The sequence below is a fragment of the Nitrosococcus wardiae genome (assembly GCF_004421105.1).
GTDB classification, from domain to species: domain Bacteria; phylum Pseudomonadota; class Gammaproteobacteria; order Nitrosococcales; family Nitrosococcaceae; genus Nitrosococcus; species Nitrosococcus wardiae.
The window spans coordinates 2,479,332-2,500,092 of the sequence record NZ_CP038033.1 but is presented as its reverse complement, the minus strand read 5'-3'; the positions used below and the strand labels follow the sequence as shown (position 1 = coordinate 2,500,092).

The window sequence follows — 20,761 nt, the reverse complement described above, 5'->3', positions numbered from 1 at the left end:
GGTCCATAATCTTCGACCTGGGCCACTTGGAAATCTGTCATAATATCGCCTCTACTGCAGTCACTCAGCCCTTATCGAAAAAAGACCTTCCTTTATTCCTTACGAGATACGGGCGGTAAGCTCAGTGTCATCCCCACCTTTATTCTATCAGGGCTCTCGAGCTGGTTCCGATTGGCTTCATAGATAAGACGCCACTGGGTGGGATCGCCGTAGATGCGCTCTGCAATCCGAGAGAGGGTATCTCCCTGTTGAACCGTTACGGTCTTTGGCGCCGCCGGTTCAGCCTTCTCTGGTTTTTCTTTGACAGCCGGCGTGGGAGGAGGTGCAGGTGCGGCCTCTTCGATCTTTTGACGGGGACCTTCCGAGGGCGAAGTCACCGGGGCTTCTTCCTCCACAGGGGGTTCTGGTTTCTCTGGCGGCGCGGGAGGTTCCGCTACCTCCTTAGGCGGCGCTTTGGCAATGGCAGCCTCATCCCTGGGTGGCGGTTCGGTAGACTGGGGAGCTGTCGGCGCTTCTTGTTCCGTCTCCGCCACGGTGGGGGGTTCCTCTTCTATTTTCCCGCCCAGTTGCACCCATAAAATACCCCCCACTAAGGCGGCAACCATCAAAAAGATAGTAATCGCTGGCACCACCCATTCATATTTGGATCGCCTTGGGGGCGCCGGGGCAGGTTTGACTGCGGCAGGCGGAGCTTCCTCCTCCTCTTCTTCTGTCCGCATCTTGGCCCGGTAGCGTTCCAGGAGCTTGGCATTGATGGCCACAATGACCGTGCTTACCGACATGAGCGCCGCACCCATCGCCGGCGATAGCACCAGCCCAAGCGGGTAGGCAATACCCGCCGCCAGTGGAATAGCCACGGTGTTGTAACCGGTGGCCCACAGCAAATTCTGGATCATTTTGCCGTAGGTGGCGCGAGAGAGCCCCAGTGTGGCGGACACATCCCGGGGGTCGTTGCGGACCAGGACAATGTCCGCAGACTCGATGGCCACGTCAGTCCCTGCGCCAATGGCAATCCCTAAATCGGCTTCCACCAGAGCTGGGGCATCATTCACCCCATCTCCTACCATGGCCACCACCAATCCCCGGGACTTCACCTCGCGGATCTTAGCCGCCTTTTCATGGGGAAGCACTTCGGCAAAATAATCATCTAACCCGAGTTCCTTGGCCACATGGCTAGCTACGGCGCGGCTATCCCCTGTGAGCATCATGCACTGAATGCCCATCTCCTTAAGATGGGCAATAGCTTCATAGGATTCTGCCCGGATAATATCCGCCAGGGCGATGGCCCCCAGGATTTTCCCCTCACCAAGCACATAAACGACGGTTTTGCCCTGGGCCGCCACTTCGCTCAGGCGCTCATCCTGGACTTCCAGCTCCTGCTCTTTGAGATAACCGGGACTGACTACCTTAATTTGCTGTTTCTCAATCACGGCCTGGGCGCCGCGCCCCGGCAAATTTTGAAACGCTTTGGTTTTGCTCAGCGAGATGCCTTTTTCTTTCGCCGCATCTACAATTCCTTGGGCAATGGGATGTTCCGACTGCTGCTCCAGGGAGGCGGCCAAGTGCAATAGGGCTTTTTCGTCTAAATCCGCTAGGGGAATGACATCAGAAACGCCAAACCGCCCTTCAGTAAGGGTCCCGGTCTTATCAAAGACAACGGCCTGCAGATTCCGAGCCCGTTCAAAGGAGGCCCGGTTGCGGATTAATAGGCCATTGAGCGCAGCCAGGGAAGTACTCACCGCCACCACCAAAGGCACCGCCAATCCCAAGGCATGAGGACAAGTGATGACCATCACGGTCACCATCCGTTCTAAGGCAAATTCAAAGGGCTCATCCAAAAGGAGCCAGGCTAGGAGCGTGAGCCCTCCCACCGAAAGGGCAATATAGGTCAGCCATCGAGCAGCACGATTGGCTAAATCCTGGGTGCGGGAACGGGACCCTTGGGCCTGGCGGACCATTTCGATAACCTGGGAGAGGTAGGTCTCCGCCCCCGTCTTTTGGATCTCCAGCACCAGGGCCCCTTCCCCATTAATTGCACCGCCAATGACCTCTTCCCCTTCACTGCGGGTGACCGGCTTAGATTCCCCGGTCAACATGGCCTCGTTTAAGCTGGAGGTGCCCTCGATGATAAGCCCATCTGTGGGGACTTTCTCTCCCGGCTTGACCACCACCCGATCCCCCGGTTTAAGCTCCGTGACCGGGACTTCCTCGGTGGTGTCATCGTCCCTTAAGCGGTGGGCTTCGGTGGGCATCAGCCGCACTAACGCTTCCAGCGCACCTGAGGCCCCCATGACCGATTTCATCTCAATCCAGTGACCGAGCAACATGACATCAATCAGGGTGGCCAGTTCCCAGAAAAAAATCTTGCCCGGCAGCCCAAAGACAACCGCGCTCGAATAGAAATAGGCCACCATAATCGCCAGGGAAATTAAGGTCATCATCCCTGGCTGGCGTTGCCTCAGCTCACTAAAAAGCCCTTTGATAAAGGGCCAACCCCCATAAAAGAAGACCCCACTGGCCAGCCCAAATAAGACGTATAAGGATCCGGGAAAGGCGAGCACCTGCTTTAGGTTCAGTGCCTCTTGGATCATGGGCGAGAGAGCCAGAATAGGAATTGTCAGGACTAAGGAAATCCAAAACCGGCGGCGAAAGTCCGCCACCATGGCCCCGTGGTCATGGCCTTGAGGCGCGCCCTCCCTGGCGCGACCCCTTCGGGCCTCCTGCGGAGGTCTCGATTCGCTCCCGGCGAATCGGTCGTGATGGGCTTTATGCTCCTCCTGGGTCTGCTTTTTGGGGCGCTGTTCTTTCTGGGATGGGCGGTGAGCAGAGTGCGGCATGGTCGTCCTCTTCTTTAACCTTTGCGATCTCCCTCCCTTAACCTGGATCATTCATGAGGTCACCACAAAGGCACTAAGATCACAAAGAAATCAAGTGGTGAAAAATTCAGGTTTAACGATTGAGGGGATGATTAAAAATATAGTGCATGGGTAGAGCTTCTATAGCCTAATCCCAAATTTACTCAAAATAAACACAGTGAAAAAGTAGCCGCCGACTGCAACCCTATATACACAATTAAAGTTCAAGAAAAAGTTGGAAAACAATACCGCCGGCAATTTATGAAACCCTACGAAACTTTCGCCGTGTGAAACTGTACCAAGCATTGAATAGCAAAAGATTAAAAAAAAACACCGTTTACTGGTTTTTGTCCGATAAACGGTGTTTTGATTTTTGCGAGAGGACAAACCTTTATTTCAATAATATTGTTATGTCAATCCTCTCTCTTGGGTAGAAAAAATTACGGTACCGGATTAAGTTGTGCCGGCGTCAAACTAGTTTTCCAGCTATCGGGTAGATTCTGTACCCAACCGTTATAAACGTTTGGTATGGGTAGAACACCTTGACCACCCATGCCAGCTAGACCCACAACAGCGTCATCAGTGGGTGCACTATTGTCAGCCATAGAAAGGGTACCTGCAACGACAGCATCAGCAAAATTACCATCATTATTTGGATCAGGATCGACCACGATCAACCGATTGGAGAATTTGCTGGAAACATAGGCATAATAACCACCCCCCGACTTGGCGCCAAAATTAACGCCATGACAGCCTGGATCACAAGGTAACATGGCGACAACCTTATCCATACGAGTATCAACGATAGTGATGGTACCACCTGTATTGGCTGTAACGACAACACGACCTGTTGGATCCACAGGCGTCTGGATCGGCAGCACACCCACTGTCACTAAACCATCTCCATCACGATCCGCTAGTGTGGCAGGATGGGTTGGACTAACGGGATCATAATCAGCAACAAGGTTGATCGTTGTCACCGGCGTACCATCAAGCTGATAAACATTCATGGAATGATCCAGTAGATTGGTAGTATAAATTTTATCTATTCCCATCCCAATCGCAATGGGGTGGGGTGCCGCTGGAAAAATGCCACCTGCAGGGGATCTGGCAATAATTTGACCCGTACTGGCGTCATAGATACCTGTATCTGAGGTATTGATGTTCGGCGTAACAATTTTGCTACCATCAGCTGAAATCCAGTGGCCATGTGGATTTGCTGGGATTTGCCCAGGCAGTTGGGTTGGTATCATATATTGAGGAGCAATAGTTCCTGCAGGAATCCCACTAATACTATTCTCACCATTGATGGCAACCGTAATATCTTCAAAGTTAGATAATGCCATTACACGTGAAGGCGTATCGCCAAACCACGGGGTCTGATCGATAATCGACTGCTCTGTATTACTCCTATTGGGAGGATGGTTCTTGTTAATCCCCGGTAAGGCAATCTTGCGCTTGAGGGTCCAATCGATAGCTTCTGCAGGAATCACACTAATACCATTTTCACCATTGATGGCAACCGTAATATCGTCAGAGTTGGGTAATGTCATTACATGTGAAGGTGCATCGCCAACCCGGGTATTATGTAGCATTGCGCCGCTTTCACGATCTATCATGGTCAACTTATTATCAAACCACTGGGTCTGATAGATAACCGACTGCTCTGCATTGCTCCACATATTGTGAGGATGGTTCATATTAATCCCCGGTAAGGCAATCTTGCGCTTGATGGTCCAATGAGTCGCGTCCAGTACCGTAATAGTTCCAGGTTTTGTTTTACCCGCTGTCTTTTCAAACTGAGTATCAATCCATACTTCACCCACACCTGGATCTCCAGGAGGTGATAATGGATCCAGCTTAATATCCTGACCGTATCTTGCTTCTAGGACGCCTTTTAAGGGAACATTGTCTACAATGTTACCATCTAGATCCCCTATGGCTATTTCCACATCAGGATAGCTCACTGTCCAAGGCGCAGATGAAGTATAATCCTGCCAGTTTTCTTGGGTGGTTGCCACAAAGAAAGTTCTCAATAGACGAGTTGCCAGATCACTGATGGTTGGTAGCCCATTTACACCGGTGACCAGATCAATCTTTGTCCCTAGATCTAATCCCTCCGTTTCTGGATCATCCACAATCACCGCACCAAACATATAGGGATGGATTTTACAGGTAAAGACATACAATCCTGGGGTATCCAGCTGCACAATTGCACCACCCCGATAGGCTTTGGTCTGATCAAATGGAATATTGTGCGGATTACCTAGAAGCGGATCATCGGCATCGCTTGGCCATAGCAAGGTGGTGATCGTATGCACGGCATTGGTGTCCGACATAATAAAGTGCGCGCTGCTACCAGGTGCTATCACTTCCAGCGATCTCGTTTTAGTAATCGGAGCAAGATCATTAGCACGCGCGCTTCTGAACCAGCTGCCGGGTTCATCCGAGATTTCGAAGGTGACCAAACCAGGATCATCAGTGGCACCAAGGAGAATCGCGCCATAAGGAGAAGCACCCGCAATACTGTTCCCGGCAGCTGGATCATCATCCACTCGGAATCGACCCGTCATGCCCGATTCCATGTGTGAAACCAGGTGGCAATGCAGGTGCCACATACCTGCGCCAACACCAGAACCTGCCTTAACAGTAAAAGCATGACTGTCAACCTTGCCTGTCAGTAGCTTAACGTCGATTATGCTAGGCGCACTCCCCTGATTGGCAGGGGCAATTTCATCCAGCCAGCGATGTGCATGCAAGTGAAAGGTATGATCATGGCCAATGGATAGAACATGGAATCGCACCACATCACCCAGCACTGCACCTAAAACCGGATTAGTCCATAAAGGAGTTTGGGTATCGTTTACGATTTCCGCTCCCCAGAACGTGGAACCCACCATGTACATGATGTATTCTTTGTCCAGATCGGACCTTTTAACAGCGGTGATGGTTCCATCATCATCAACATAGCTTTGAACCGTTCCATCAGCAGCATCCACCACAATAGCACCGAACAAGCCGAGCATCTGCGAACCTTCGTCATAATAGGGATGGGTCCCCACTTGATCAGCGGTAAATGAATAGCTTTGTGAGCCACCAGCTACAGCTTCAGCCGCACCTTCATGTAGACCCGGAATATTAATGCCCACCGCAACATCGGTTTTATTTGTCAACGTAATATTGATCGTATCGCCTTTTTTAACAAACAGAGTCGGTCCTGGAATAATAGCATCTGCGTCTTCGCTATCTAAAACGTAACCTAATTGGCCGTTGGGTAATGGTTTGGCAAAGACTTCAAAATTATATGTGGCCGCCAATATTAAATTTGAGGAAACTAGCATAGTTGCCAGGAGCATCAATGCCATTGTTGTTTTTTTCTTTAATCCAAAAACAATAGCTTTCATTTTCTTAACCTTTTATGGGAAATTTTTTTCAGGGAATGGCCTTAAAGTGCCCCTTCATACCCAGCAATTTGCTAGAGAAAGTTTGATCCCTATAAACCGAACTATGATTTGCTTGGATTGAAAAAACATGTTTCTCAAGCGGGCCTAGTGCTTTTTCTGTGATAATTAGATTGGTTCCTGGATCAACCCATTTGTAACCTGGAAATTTAAATTGATGGGTATTGGTTCCCAATGCAATCAAATGAAACCTAACATTGCTGCCTTGCTGTACGGATAAATCCGGATTTACCCAGAGTGGTATTTGCTGGCCAGTCTGACTATCAATTTCAGTCCCCCAAAATGCATCATCCCCAAGAAACAGGACATACTCTTTTTCTAGGCTGGAAAATGCTGCACTGTGGGCTCTATTCCCTTGACTTACAGTAACGATATTGGCTTGATCGTTAACAATCAAGGCGCCATAGAGTCCTCTGTCTTCAGCGCCATTAAGGGTAATCATATTATGATCGTGATAAGGCCAAGTACCGGCCGTCCCCGGTGCGGCTACCCAATGATAAGTATAGCTCATGACAGGTATAGCAGTAGCACCTTCATCCGTCACTAAGTTAATGTACTCCAGTGTCCCGTCACTTAAAATATCGTAATGGACGCCATGGACATGAACACTGACTTGGTTTAATTTGGCAGAATCTCCTGGATCAAATCCATGGTGTAATGTAAGTTCGACCTCATCACCTTCATTAATAATAATCGTTGGCCCCGGAATTGTTGCTGTTCCAGCATATCTAGAAGTGACATCAATTGGATTTGAATTGCTCTCATCCATTTCGAAAATTACATGTGAAGCCATACGATAGGCAAAAAGATCGTCTCCTCCTTCACTACTTTCTATTTTTTCAGCCCACATTTCAATCACATGCAATTTTCCTGCTGAATTTGCAAACGCACTTTTCCCAAATAGGGAAAAGGATAATGCAAAAGCTAGCAATGGGAGTATCATCCATCTGACCTTGCCCATCGCTGGGGGGGCATATTGTGAGTGGCTGACATTGGCAGGAAATTCAGCACATAGGTTATTGTGCATTTTTAAACCCCTTCCTTTATTAATCTATATTGAATTTGTCGATTACATCACTCAGCTCGGTAAAGGTTAGGAAAAATCGTGTTATTTACTCCTAAAATAAGTGTACAGAGTTGCTTTTTATTGCCGTTGGTCAGAGAGGAGTGGCTCATCGTAGCGCTCCCTAAAGGGTAGAGCTTTCTGGCCTGAGCAGACAGATTCACCCACAGGCTAGCGCAGCCCGAAAGTTGCGCTAGTGCCATGGAGACAATGTGGGCAAACAGGTCATCTTGCGCAATTCCGAATGCACTTTGGGTTTCAAGGGGGCGTAGCTAAATGGCATTTGAAAGAGGAGGGGGATGTGGCGTCATAACCCCCCCTGGGCGAGGCATGAAATCAAATTCACTCTCTTGTCACGTCAGCCCATTAACCACCCTAGCCCTCCTCTCTTATCTGGAACTTACTGGCTAATATAATTTATTATAATTTTCACAGATTAGGGTTGATTTGGCCGCTTCGTACAGAACCTGGAATAGCAGGACCGGGAACGGCTAGAGGTTTCTCTACACAACCAAATTGTGAGTCTGAACTCAGACTACCTTCACCACAAACAAAAACCTCTTCGATCTCTAGTGATGCAGCGCCTTCTGGATCACTATCTGCAATTAGCCCCTTAACACGAAAGGCATAAGTCCCCGGCTGAGTCGGTAGATAATAGCTGTTATATCGATTCTCCGTTCCACGTGCCTGTTCAGGATCCTCTAGTTTTATCCAGTTATTACCACAAGTAAAATTGTTTTTTCCACAAAACTGGACGTAAAGTTCTAAATCAACGATATCTCCCTCTCTAGCATTAATGGGCTTATCTACACCTGCAATACGGGTAATAAAAATATCAGCCGCATTAGGAATAAAAACAAAAGCAGGTTCACTGTGATTTCCTACCACTATCTGATACTGCCCAATAATCCTTCTCTCATGGGCTTGCGTTAATTGCGGGAAGAAAAAAAGTACCGTTAAGACAAGCGCAAAAAAAAACAACCATCAAACTAACTTTTTTATTGTCAGAGATTAACGTCATAGGCGATCTCCTTTTAGTGACTAATAGTTCTTTGTGCCCCCTCCTCTTTATTTACCCCCGGCAAAAGCCGGGGGTGATCTTACGGATAAGAGCAGAACTACCTTTGAATCTACAGTAGATTTCTTTCTCAAGTGAATGAGCAGCCCTCCCTGCCGTAGGGACAATTTTTTGAACTTATTTTCTTCAGGGTGTTGGGGCGTCGGTTGAAACGGTGTTTCCAATTTTAACGGTGACCCCAATGGAAGTACCTTCAGGCATGGAATCGAATTTGTCTTTTTGATCATCACAGGCTTCTGGATCACCTCCACCATTCGGCTCTGAACAAGCTGTATTTATAAAAGCTATATCTGTGATGATACTGACTGTATTTTCGCCATCCGTTAATCCTGGAGCGATATCCAAATGGAATACACAGGTGGCCACGTTGTCACCTGCAAAGCTCACTTCTCTGCCCATTCCAATACCTGTGTTTTCCGGAATAGGAAAAACTAGATGTGCCGGATTATCTCCACCAGTGTTATCTGCAGCACCTACCCCTATGAGTAGTCCCGGATAAGGACTTTCACCTTCATCGCAGGTACTATCCTCATTGGGAAGCGTCGCCACTACGTGCCCACTGACAATGTCATTCACATTAGTTGTGTCCATTAGGACCACAACTTCCTGTCCGGGAAAATGACTCAAGTCGTAGGTTTCTTGAAGTACTTTTTGTGATAAAAATCCCGGTGGCCGTGCCTGGGTGGCGGGTGAACTCATCACACTCAACGTCAATACAGCCACAGCCATTAAGGGGATATCTAACCGCTTTGCGTTCATCGAACTCTCCTTTTACCTGGTGTTTTCCAAGCATAAGATTAAGCTTGGTTTTAAAAAGGCCTTCCCTGGCCTTTATCTTTCCTTTCTGTCTATTCAGAGACTAACGCGTACTACCCGCGATAAAGCCGCCGTGGGGAGCATTCAGTCCATCTTCTGGACCATAAACTTTCACCACTTCATCCGTTAAGGTGTTGATTTTGATAATGTAATTGGAATAGTAGCTCGCTACATAGACAGAATGTTCGTTCGAGGTCACCCCAATTCCATGGGCCACACTAAAGTCATCGGGCAATTCAACACCCGGCTTAAGGCGCTTAATAAACTTCGGTTCATGGAGATTAGTAATGTTGAATACAGAGACATAACCATCTTCACCGAAGCTGCCATCCAGAGTATCTTCCTCCGCTAAATAGAGCTTAAAGTTGGCCACAGCTAGATCCGAGGGTGAGCGAAATACGCCTGCGTCCTCGGGGAATTGTGCGGTGCCGATAATTTGTTTAGCCGTTCCCCGGATCACATCTAAGAGCCAGACACTTGGACCGGTGATTTCCAAATTAAGTGGAGGCGGAGCTAGGGACGTAGGGCCAAACTGCATGCTAGCAGTGAGCGCATAACGATTGTTCAGCCAAACCGTGTAATGGGTCAAAGCAGCATGGGCTAATTTCTCTTCGTCAATCAAATGAATAGATCCCTGGTAGTCGAGGGCCCCGGTACGTTTATCGGCACGATAAACATCGATCTCATCGTGACCATAGAAATAGCCGGTGCCAAGACCGATAGTTCCCGAAGGATTGAAGTTCACCCCGTGGGTTTGGCGGCTCACCTCCCCTGATTCTGGGGGAAAGATAAGGGGATCTACAGCGGCCAACTGCTGAGTTCGAGTATCAATCACCCGTATCTCATTGGTAGGATACTGCGTAACATACGTATAGTGAGAATGGGGTAAAAAAGTCGGCCCATGGGCTTGGGTAAAGGTCGTAGAAATCCACTCGGCAATCGGCTGGCGGGGATCGACCTGATGGACTTCAGGAAAATCGGAAAGAGTACCCGCCGGCGATAGGACCAAAGTCTTCGTGATTTCCAGATCAGCTTGGTTCAGATCCCAATTGATTTCCTTCACATCCACTACGATAACGGCGGCCGGATCCGGTGGGGTGGCATCGACACTAGCATAGAGAGTTTTGCCGTCGGGAGAAGTCCAAGCATGCTGACAACTAGTCTCTTCGCCCGGCCAACCCTCAAGATTTGCGAGGGAAACCTGAATAAGCTGATCGGTCTTGGTATTAATCAGTCCTAATTCGATATCTCCAATATCACAAAATACATAAAGATCGGCAATTTTTTTGTCCGGTTGATTGACTTTAAAAGGCGGTCCGGAGGAAAGGTTTTTGCCGGGGGGAAAATTTTTGGGCTGGGCTACCGCCCCGGAAGCGACCGCCATACCAGCAATTAGTACGAAGGGTGAAATCCATTTACTTTTACTTAATAACTCCCCTTGGTTGGCGTGTTTTTTCTGATCGTATCCTCTGTTATGCTCATTCAACGTTGTTGATAGCAATAGCATAGGTTATTTCTCCCATTGAAGAATTAATTAATTTTGAATAGACCGACAACAAGCCAATGATATTTTTTTTCGCTAGAGGTTTATCTCGGCTTTATTGATCAGTCATGATGGTGTTGGTCGTCGTCTTCGTCATCTTCTTCTACGGTAGCCGAAACCGTGATGGTATTAAAACCACTCAGTGGCGCAGGGCCATTATTGATGACCACAATATCCGTGATTTCTGATGGAATACTATCTTTATCTGCCTCAATGCTAAGATGAAACACACACTGTTCAGTATTTCCAATTCCTGTATTTTCTAAGATTGGCGCAACTAGATCTCCGCCAGCGACGCCTACTAGCAAGGAAATATTATCTGGATCAGTTCCTCCCTGCCCGCATGCAGCAGTTGAATCAGTTAATGCAATGTGCGCATGGATTATTTTATTAGGCGTAGTATCAAGATATGGAAAGAGCGCCCCTCTCTCCAGCCCCTTCAATATTGTGGTTTCAGAAATAAAAAATTTTTCTTTTTCATCAGCCAATACGGATGTGTGAATCATCGCAACAAAAAAAAATAAAACTGCCGTGGAAATTCCTAAGTGTGTTTTGTTATCCATAAACCCTCCTTAAGTAGTTATTGTCGATTATCGTAATTTAAATAGATGTCCACGGATCAACCCGTGGTCATATGAGTTCGCCGCCACCTCGCGGCGATTACAATTCCTCACGGAATTGACATGAATCCCAGCGTTTCTGCTGTTTTATATAAAGTAAAAAATTTTTTTAAATTTGTTTTATAGACTTAATACCTCGCAAATAAAGATCTGTATAAATTCACAAATTTGGTCAAAAAACCCTCAAGGTGCCACTAAATTAAAAAATGACATCATGCCCTGATCCCCATGCTCGTTGATGTGGCAATGAAAAACCCATCCCCCTGAATCCCCCGGATTGGGAAAGCCTGTCCCTGTACCTCCCGCCTCTTTACCCGAGGCCCCCAATTCGGCATGGGTGCGCATCAAGCCAAGGGGTGATTCCGCCCGAGCACTGTCGTCGAATTGGATGGCAAGCCGGGTAATTGTCCAACTCTTTCCTAGGATTCCGGGCCTAGCAGGAATTCTGATACTGTCTTTGTTCTCCAATGGATAGGTCACCGTTTTGATATTTGAAGGAATACCCGCAGTCTCATCGCCAAAATTGACAAATACGGTTTCGATGGGTTGGAAAAAGAACCCATGCATGTGGAAAGGATGGTCCGCTCCGGTAAAATTAACGACTTCCCAAAACCGGACTTCGCCGATCGTCAAATCGAGTGCAGTACTCAACTCAACGGCAGAAAAGGGTCTCGGACCAAAGGGAGGCGGCCCTACCTTTCCTTCTACTGGCCTACCGTTACTAAGCGCTACCTCTGCCGTCTTAGTCCGGATAGCATCTAACAATCCCTTCCGCTCCTGCACCGCAGCAAAGAAATTGATCGCTCCACTCGGCTGCGGCATTCCATGGCCAAAAAAAACCGGCAAAGCTTGGCCTGTATTCTCTGGGATACCCTGGCCAGTGTTGCTAAGATCAACTAAGCCTCGAATATCCATGAGAGGGCTGTGCTTAGAACGCGGGAGCGGTGATGGCAGGTTTAACGCCGAAATAGGTGGCGTCTTGCCTACGACACGGATACGCAGGAGCTTGCGTGGCGGCGTCTTCCCATCCGTTTTCTCATCTCCAAAAGCCGTCACATTCCCAACAGAGTCGGTCAAAATGCGATGTCGTCCACGGGGGAAGTCATGCCACTCCAGGTAAAGCGTCTGGCCCCTCTGCCTTGACGGCGTGAACACGATATCTGCTCGTTCACTGGGCGCGAGCAGCAATCCGACTTCAGGGTCCGGATTAGAAATCGAACGACTCGGATCACCCGGGTCTTCAATCTGATCAATGGGAGGAATAGGGATCGCCTCCTTGAGGAGGCCACCGTCGCCCCCGATTCGATAGAGGGTGTGGCCGGGGATAGAAAGGCGCATGAATCTTCCGTTCGCCACGTTGATAATTCGGAAACGCTGAGGAACCCCTTGGCGAACCAGTAAAGTCGGCAACTTCTGACCATTGACAAGGAGAATGTTCCCTTCGCGGCCGTTGACGATCTGCTCTGCAATCTCTTTAGGGTGAAGCGTGCGGTGAGCTTTGGCTAGTTCTAATTCTTCAGTGGCAAACGCTACGGGTTGCCCAGCCTCGTCAAGAAGCATGTCATCGAGAACGAGGGTGAGTTCAGTGCTATCCGGAAGACCCGCTAGTTCAAGTGCGGCCTCCTCCTCCGGGTCACGAAAAATAAGGGGACCGGCAAGCCCTAAGTCAGTCTGTTCGTTCGCCCGGAAGTGGGGGTGATACCAGTGAGTCGCCGCGTTAAGCACCTTAAACTCGTAGGTGAAGGACTCCCCTGGCGGAACCGCATGCTGCGCTAGGTTACTCCCGTCCATCTCCGCGGGCAATTCAACCCCATGCCAGTGAATGCTTGTCCCCTGCGGCAAATGATTTGTCAGGTGGACGATGAGCGTGTCCCCCACCTTGGCTTCGATCCGCGGTCCAGGCACTTGGCCGTTATAAGCCCACACGGTGGTCATGACGCCAGGCAAAATTTCCACCTCCGTCTCTTGCGCTGTGAGATAGACCTCGACAATGTTCGGATCCGGATTTACATCCGTGGCCGCTTCCACCCTGAGCCGTTGGTCCCAACCCATGGGGTTCTCGTTGTTGACGCCAGCGCTGGAGACAACACTGGTAAAACTAAACATGCCTGTCCACAACATCCCCCTCAGGAAGCACCCTTTCATCTCTTTTTTTCTCCTTTTCCTAGGCAGACTCCTGCTTATTTTTTTATCCAAGGATTTTTTTCATTTATAAAAAATTTTATATTTCAATGCTTCGGACAGTGGTTATTAAAAATGATCAGTGAGTTGCTATTCCCAGATGAATAAAATGCAAGTTAGGGCTATCCTTAAATTGCATTTTATTGGGTAAATCTCTGATTATTGGCAGTAAGCTTGCCTAAAACTGTCCGAAGCATTGATATTTTTTAGTTAATTTAAATTCAGCCTAAATTTAAATAGTAAATTCTCTTTTCGTTGTCGAGGTTTTTATATGGAAAAAATAAAAAATTTTAACTTTGTTTCATGGGTTTAACATATAGTGAATATAGGTTTATATATTTAACGATAGCGAAGTGAGGCTATGGAAAAGTGATGGCTTTTTCAATGACGAGATTGTCGTGGTGATCCGGACGAATTTAATTGAAAGCGGCCTCACGGTAGAGGCTAAATCGGAAGTGACGGTTACCGGAACAATTTATCCCACTAACCTGGAGGTTATTCAGCGCAAATACAACAAGGATTTAGATATCGGCACGAAGGCCAAACTCAAATAAATAAGATATGAGGTGTTTTAGGAGCGAACTGGTGGTGTTCCGCAACCCCGTTTTTCCTCCCTGAAAAAAGGTTGGATGCGCGCCCTCCCTGGCGCGCCCCCTAAGGGGCTTCCTCCGGATGTCCCTCGCTCCCGGCGAATCGGTGCGGGGACTTCCCTGTCCCCTGGCTCCACGCCACCAGCTCGCTCCAGGAATACTTCAAAACCTTTACTGAAATACTTATTTTATCGCCGACTCTATTGAGCGTAGAAAGGCAGTATCAACAACGAGTGATCCCTGAGATTCAAACTCAACCTATTCCACAAGCAGGGAATGAACCTCAAAGTGCAAAATATTAAAGCATTTCTAAATAATGCTCGGAGACTAGGGTGTTTTTCCTTTTTTACCTTCCGTGAAACTTTTCTTGAATTTGGAGGATCATTCCATAAAATACCGGCAACACCAGCAGGTTCAGAATCATGACGCTCACCAAGCCTCCCACCATGGGGGCAGCGATTCGTTGCATGGTCTCGGCTCCAGTGCCCGAGCTCCACATGATAGGCAAGAGACCAACAATGGTGGAAAAATCGGCCATGAAGACAGGACGAATCCGGCCCAGGGTCCCCCCATAGACCGCCGACATGATCTCTTGGGACGACAAGCGCAGAGTTTTGGAGGAATGACGAGTATTTTCTCCCTCCTGGCGCTTTTTCAGCTTGGCCTGACGGCGCTGGGCCAATTCCTGATTGATAAAGGTCAATTGGAGCACCGCCGTTTCGGCCCCCATACCCGCCAAGGCAATGAAACCTACTCCTGCCGCCACAGACAGATTGAAGTCTAGCCCATACAATAACCAGAAACCGCCAATGAGGTTGAAGGGAATAAAGCCCATCACGAGCAGCGGTTCAGTAAGCCGATGGAAATTAAAGTACAGCAGCAAAAAAATCATCAGCAAGGTCAACGGCACCACAATCTGCAACCGCTTGGCCGCCCGCGCCATGTATTCGTACTGCCCGGACCAGGCGATGGTGTACCCTGGGGGAATATTTACTTCGCGTTCCACCACTTCCTTGGCCCTAGCCACGTAACCACCTATATCTGAGGATTTGATGTCCACGTATATCCAGGCATTGGGCCGGGAGTTCTCGCTCTTAATCACAGGCGGCCCTCGATGCAAACGGAGATTAGCCACTTGGGATAAAGGGATTTGAGTTCCGGTCGGGGTGGGGATTAACACCCGTTTCAACTGAGTCAGGTTGTCCCGCAGTTCCCGGGGATAGCGCAGATTCACGGGATAACGTTCCAGCCCCTCGACAGTTTCCGTCACCTTCATGCCACCAATGGCGGTTTGGATCACATCTTGTACATCCCCCATAGTCAGCCCATAGCGGGCCGCCTCCTCGCGAGAAATCTCGAAATCCAAGTAGTAGCCCCCGGCGGCCTTATCCCCGAAAGCGGATAAGGTCTCCGGGAGCGCCTTAAGCGTCCGTTCAATGTCGCCGGCCACCTGTTCCAACACCGCCAGATCCGGTCCGTTCACCTTGATCCCCACAGGGGTTTTGATCCCCGTGGAAAGCATATCGATGCGGGTCTTGATGGGCATGGTCCAGGCGTTGGTAATCCCTGGAAACTGGATGGCGGCATCCATTTCATCCATCAATTCTTTGGTCGTTTTGCTGGGATCCGGCCATTCTTCCTTGGGCTTGAGCTGCACTGTGGTCTCAAACATGGAAAGGGGCGCCGGATCGGTGGCGGTCTCCGCCCGTCCCGCTTTACCGAAAACACGATGGACCTCGGGAAAAGTGGCCAAGATCTTATCAGTCTGCTGCAGCACCTCCTTGGCTTTGGTGATGGAGATGCCCGGATAGGCGCTAGGCATGTAAAGAATATCCCCTTCATCCAGGGGCGGCATAAACTCACTGCCGGTTTTAGCTACTGGATAAAGGGTCGCTCCAAGCAAAGCAAAAGCGATAACCAGTGTAGCTTTGCGAAAACGCAAAGCCTGACGGACTGCCGGCGCAAACAGGAAATGCAGGAGACGATTGGCGGGATTTTTTTTCTCCGGCAGGATCTTGCCTCGGATAAAATACCCCATCAGCAAGGGAACCAGGGTAATGGCAAGAATCGCCCCGGCCGCCATGGTATAAGTCGCGGTGAAGGCCAGGGGCTTAAACATCCTGCCTTCCTGAGCTTCGAGGGTGAAGATGGCCAAATAGGATACAGTCATAATGGCCAGGGAGAAAAACAGCGCTGGCCCCACCTCTTTGGCGGCGACCTCTACTGTCGCCCAGCGCTCATGGGGGGTAAGGGGACCGCCTTTCTCACGGGCAGCGCGCTCCAGATGTTTATGGGCATTCTCAATCATCACGACAGCGGCATCCACCATGGCCCCGATGGTAATGGCAATGCCCCCCAAGGACATGATGTTAGCGTTGAGACCCTGCCCTTTCATGATAATAAAGGCGATGAGGACCGCCATGGGCAAAGCCAAAATGACCACCAAGGAGGAACGGAGATGGAATAGAAAGAGCCCAAGGACGAGGCTGACGATGATCACCTCCTGAAGGAGGGTCTCCTGGAGACTGTCCACCGCCCGCTCGATAAGCGCACCCCGGTCATAGACTGGCACGATTTCCACTCCCTTGGGTAATCCCTGCTTTAATTCCTCCAGCTTGGCCCGCACTCGCTGGATAGTGGCCAGGGCGTTTTCCCCATAACGCATGACCACCACCCCACCGACCACTTCCCCTTCCCCATTGAGTTCGGCCAGACCGCGACGCAACTCAGGCCCTAAGTGCACATGGGCCACATCCGCGATACGGATAGGCGTGCCTTGCCTATCCACCCCCACCGGGATGTTGTTGATATCTTCAATGGACTGGATATAGCCTAGACCGCGAACCATATATTCGGTCTCAGCCATTTCCACCAAACGCCCGCCCACATCCTTATTGGAGCGTTGGATGGCCTGCTTGACCTTGGAGAGGGGGATGTGGTAAGCCAGCAAGGCGTTAGGGTCCACCTCCACCTGATATTGCTTGACAAACCCCCCGATGGAGGCGACTTCAGCCACGCCTGGGACCGTCTGTAGCGGATAGCGCAGATACCAGTCCTGGATGGTGCGCAATTGGGCCAGATCGTGTTTTCCGCTCCGATCCACCAAAGCATACTCGTAGACCCAGCCTACCCCCGTGGCATCGGGCCCTAACGAAGGATTGATGCCCGCCGGGAGCCTGCCGCCGACATAGTTGAGGTACTCCAGCACCCGGGAACGGGCCCAGTACATGTCGGTGCCATCTTCGAAGATGATGTAGACAAAAGAAAGGCCGAAGAAGGAATAGCCCCGCACCACCTTGGCATAGGGCACCGCCAACATGGCGGTAGTCAGGGGATAAGTGACCTGGTCTTCCACCACCTGGGGCGCCTGGCCCGGATATTCGGTAAACACAATCACCTGGACATCGGAAAGGTCCGGGATCGCATCCAGGGGGGTGTTTTTTAGGGTCCAGAGACCCACGGCCACCAGCAGCAGCGCGGCAATCAGCACCAGAAACTTATTCCGGAAGGAGGCATCGATAATAAACTTAATCATCTTACCTCCTAGGGGGCTGAATGGGTCTGGGGGGTATGCGTATCCCCGGCAGGTCCCTCCTTTATCCCTGGGTCATTTTTGCCGGCATCCTCTTCCTGCTTTTCGGCGGTTATCGTCCCTTTGGGTTCTTTCATTTTAGAGGTAGCTTCCCGCAGTTTGGACTCGGAGTCGATGAGAAACTGGCTGGAGGTCACCACCTCCTCGCCGGGTTTGAGTCCCTCCAAAATTTCGGTGAAACCCTCGGCAGAGACCCCAATCTTCACCTCCCGGGGCTCAAATTTGCCAGGCCCACGCACAACGAACACCTGCTCCCGGGCGCCGGAGCGAACAATGGCCGCCTCCGGCACCACCACTGCATCCACCTGCTTGCTGGCATGAATAGTCACATTGGCAAACATCTCCGGCTTCAGCAAGAGATCAGAATTATCAAATTCCAGTCGCAGTCTGGCGGTACGGGTTTGTTTCTCTAAATAGGGATAAACATAAGCGACCGTACCGTGAAAAACCCGACCGGGCACAGCAGCGACGCGCATCTCGGCTTCATCACCCACCTTGACCCAAGGCAATTCGTATTCATAGACATCCACATAAACCCACACCTGGCAAAGATCGGCCAGCACATAGAGTTCCGTTTGAGGCGTCACATATTGACCTTCACGGACGCCAATGTTGAGAACCACCCCATGGAAAGGGGAATGGATGTGCAGATTTTTTTGGATCTTTTCTGTCTGTTCCAACTCGCGGATCTGATGTTCCGGCACATCCAATAACTGAAGCCGTTCCCGGGTACTCTGGACCAATTCCTCCGCCCCTTGACGAATATCCGGGTAAGGACTCGCCTTAAGGGTCTCCAAATTACGCAGGGCGAGGAGATATTCCTGCTGGGTGGCCACCAGTTGCGGCGAATAGAGGCTGAGCAACCGCTCATTTTTTTGTACCTTGGCGCCTGTCTTGTCAACAAACAGTTTCTCGATCCAGCCCTCGGTTTTAGGATGGGGACGTGCCAGGAGTTCTTCATCGTAATCGACCCGCCCGACCGCCCGTACAATACGGGTCAGGGTGCGGCGCTCCGCAGTGGCGGTCCGCACCCCAATATTCTGCACGGTGACCGGATCGATCTTCACCATGCCCGTAGGCCCTTTGCCGCGTTCTTCTTCCTCTTCGTAAACGGGGACATAGTCCATCCCCATGGCATCCTTGGCCGGAACCGGCGAGGTGACTTCCGGATTCATGGGATGACGGTAAAAAAGAGGCTGTTTAGCAGGTGTCTCCAAGGTCGGCTCTGCCGTCTTGGGGGCCCACTGGGTAGCATACCAATAGCCGCCGCCCGCCCCTATCGCCAGAGCGATTAAGGAGACCAATGCGATAACCATAGTCGTTTGTTTACTCATCGATTTGTTCCTCACCAATGGCGGCACTTAAAGCCGCTAGGGCCTGGTAAGCCTCAGCCAGTACCTTCCAGTACTCGGTTTCGAAGTTGTAAAGGGTGATTTGGGCATTGACCAAATTCAAAAAATCCACCTTGTTCACCTGGAACCCGGCCAGCATGGAGGCCACTGTTTGCCGTGCCTGGGGGATAATCCCCGTTTTGAACAGGAGAAATTGCTCCCGGGCTTGCCGGTAGTCGGCCAGGGCAGTCGAGATCTCTTGGCGCACTTGCTGCCGCCTATCTTGGAAGGCAAAGATTTGTTGGAGCACTTCACTTGAACGCTGGTCCACAGCCTTGGCTTGTTTGCGGCCAAAATAAAGAGGCACCCTCATGCTAAGCATGAAGGTAGCAAAATCGGCACGGGGCTCCCGGCGCAAAGGGTCATCTCCGCTGCGAAAGCCATAGGCCGCTCCCAGCTTAAAGTCGGGGAAATAATCTTTTTTGGCCAAATCCAAACGTTCCCGGGCGGCTTCAATCCGGTTTTGTTCCGCTGCAAGCAAAGGCCGATTTTTCTCTGCCTGCTGCTGCCAGGTCTCTTCCGGCGCGAGGGGCTGCAGTTTGGTTTCCACCATCTGAGGAAGGCGCAGTGTGCGGTCTGTGGGCCAGTTCAAGAGGGCATTCAGACGCGCTTCCGCAGTACGGCGCAAGGCCGTAAGCCGCACTTCCAGATCCAAGAGTTTGGACAATTCCACCTGGGCCAACAGGACATCCTGTTGCAGACCCTGTCCCACCCGATACTTGGTTTGAGCAATTTCCAGAAACTGGCGCATCAATTCTTGGTTGCGCTTCACCGTTTCCAAGGCTTGGTCCAGATAGAACAAATGCCACCAAGTCTGCTTCACGTCCTGAGTAAGCAGTAACCGCATCTCACGCACATCATGGCGGGCAGCCGCAGCCTCATATTCCGCCGCGCTCTGCCGTAACCCGAGCTTACCGGGAAAAGGAAACTCCTGACTGATTCCAACTTGCAGCTGGGTCATGGCTTCCTGACTACGGTCGAAGGTATCCACCGGGAGATTCAAAGCATTGAAACTGATGACCGGATCGGGCAACGTCCCCACCTGGGAGGGAATGGCGGCCATGGCCTCAGCCCGGGCCCGCATCTCTGCGAGGCCTGGATTATCCTGAAGTGCCGTCTCTATGGCGGTTTGCAAACCCAATTCCCTCTCTGACACCCCTTCCCTAAGGACTGCAGCGGGTTCTTCACCGAGGCGCGGGGAGGGACTCGAGATGTCCGAAGAATGCCCACCGGAGGCATGCCAAGGAGGAGGCGCATCCTCCATCCCTTTGAAGGCAGGCAAGTTTGCTTCTGCTAAAACTGCTATTGAAAAGACCAACAACCCAGCTGCCACAACATATAAAAATACCCGCTTACTAAATGTATTGGCCGTTAAATAGGCTAAAAATTTTCTAATCTTAAACATCTCCTTAAGTATCTCAGTAAAAGTTTTGAAGTATTCCTGGAGCGAGCCGGTGGCGTGGAGCCAGGGGACAGGGAAGTCCCCTACAAACCCTTTTTTCAGGGAGGAAAAACGGGTTTGCGGAATACCACCAGCTCGCTCCTAAAACACCTCATACTTTATTCATCGG

At 50.2% G+C, this 20,761-nt stretch carries 12 protein-coding genes; 1 reads left to right on the top strand and 11 read right to left on the bottom strand.

What is annotated here, in order from left to right; genetic code table 11:
* Window positions 1-92: 92 nt before the first annotated feature.
* The 8 genes from E3U44_RS12035 to E3U44_RS12000 all read right to left on the bottom strand — a co-directional run bounded on the left by E3U44_RS12035 (window position 93) and on the right by E3U44_RS12000 (window position 13,581).
* Window positions 93-2,837, bottom strand: coding sequence for a copper-translocating P-type ATPase (locus E3U44_RS12035; RefSeq protein ID WP_134358424.1), 2,745 nt, complete (start codon window positions 2,835-2,837; stop codon window positions 93-95).
* Between the two features lie 458 nt (window positions 2,838-3,295).
* Window positions 3,296-6,259, bottom strand: coding sequence for a multicopper oxidase domain-containing protein (locus tag E3U44_RS12030; RefSeq protein ID WP_134358423.1), 2,964 nt, complete (start codon window positions 6,257-6,259; stop codon window positions 3,296-3,298).
* Between the two features lie 28 nt (window positions 6,260-6,287).
* The gene (locus tag E3U44_RS12025) at window positions 6,288-7,343 is read right to left on the bottom strand and encodes a multicopper oxidase domain-containing protein (RefSeq protein WP_134358422.1); all 1,056 of its coding nucleotides are present in this window, start codon (window positions 7,341-7,343) and stop codon (window positions 6,288-6,290) included.
* A gap of 465 nt (window positions 7,344-7,808) precedes the next feature.
* On the bottom strand, window positions 7,809-8,360 hold the full coding sequence (locus E3U44_RS12020; RefSeq protein WP_134358421.1) for a hypothetical protein: 552 nt from the start codon (window positions 8,358-8,360) through the stop codon (window positions 7,809-7,811).
* A gap of 223 nt (window positions 8,361-8,583) precedes the next feature.
* Window positions 8,584-9,216 (bottom strand): hypothetical protein, encoded by a 633-nt coding sequence (locus tag E3U44_RS12015; protein WP_134358420.1) that lies wholly within the window; start codon window positions 9,214-9,216, stop codon window positions 8,584-8,586.
* A gap of 100 nt (window positions 9,217-9,316) precedes the next feature.
* Window positions 9,317-10,780, bottom strand: a complete 1,464-nt coding sequence (locus E3U44_RS12010; RefSeq protein WP_134358419.1) for a lactonase family protein — start codon at window positions 10,778-10,780, stop codon at window positions 9,317-9,319.
* A gap of 98 nt (window positions 10,781-10,878) precedes the next feature.
* Complete coding sequence (locus E3U44_RS12005) at window positions 10,879-11,379, bottom strand: hypothetical protein (RefSeq protein ID WP_134358418.1); 501 nt, start codon at window positions 11,377-11,379, stop codon at window positions 10,879-10,881.
* 240 nt (window positions 11,380-11,619) lie between these two features.
* Window positions 11,620-13,581, bottom strand: a complete 1,962-nt coding sequence (locus tag E3U44_RS12000) for a multicopper oxidase family protein (protein WP_134358417.1) — start codon at window positions 13,579-13,581, stop codon at window positions 11,620-11,622.
* A 389-nt stretch (window positions 13,582-13,970) separates the two neighbouring features.
* Here E3U44_RS12000 and E3U44_RS11995 point away from each other — a divergent pair, with 389 nt between their 5' ends.
* The gene (locus E3U44_RS11995; RefSeq protein ID WP_134358416.1) at window positions 13,971-14,171 is read left to right on the top strand and encodes a hypothetical protein; all 201 of its coding nucleotides are present in this window, start codon (window positions 13,971-13,973) and stop codon (window positions 14,169-14,171) included.
* A 382-nt stretch (window positions 14,172-14,553) separates the two neighbouring features.
* On the opposite strand, the gene E3U44_RS11990 is transcribed toward E3U44_RS11995, so the two are convergent.
* From E3U44_RS11990 to E3U44_RS11980, 3 genes are read right to left on the bottom strand one after another with little or no spacing between them, the layout of a single operon-like run.
* Window positions 14,554-17,742 (bottom strand): efflux RND transporter permease subunit, encoded by a 3,189-nt coding sequence (locus E3U44_RS11990; RefSeq protein WP_134358415.1) that lies wholly within the window; start codon window positions 17,740-17,742, stop codon window positions 14,554-14,556.
* 8 nt (window positions 17,743-17,750) lie between these two features.
* Complete coding sequence (locus E3U44_RS11985; protein WP_134358414.1) at window positions 17,751-19,133, bottom strand: efflux RND transporter periplasmic adaptor subunit; 1,383 nt, start codon at window positions 19,131-19,133, stop codon at window positions 17,751-17,753.
* Entirely contained in the window at window positions 19,126-20,595 is a 1,470-nt protein-coding gene (locus E3U44_RS11980) for a TolC family protein (protein ID WP_134358413.1), read from the bottom strand. The genes E3U44_RS11985 and E3U44_RS11980 overlap by 8 nt, the downstream gene beginning before the upstream one ends.
* Between the last annotated feature and the right edge of the window lie 166 nt (window positions 20,596-20,761).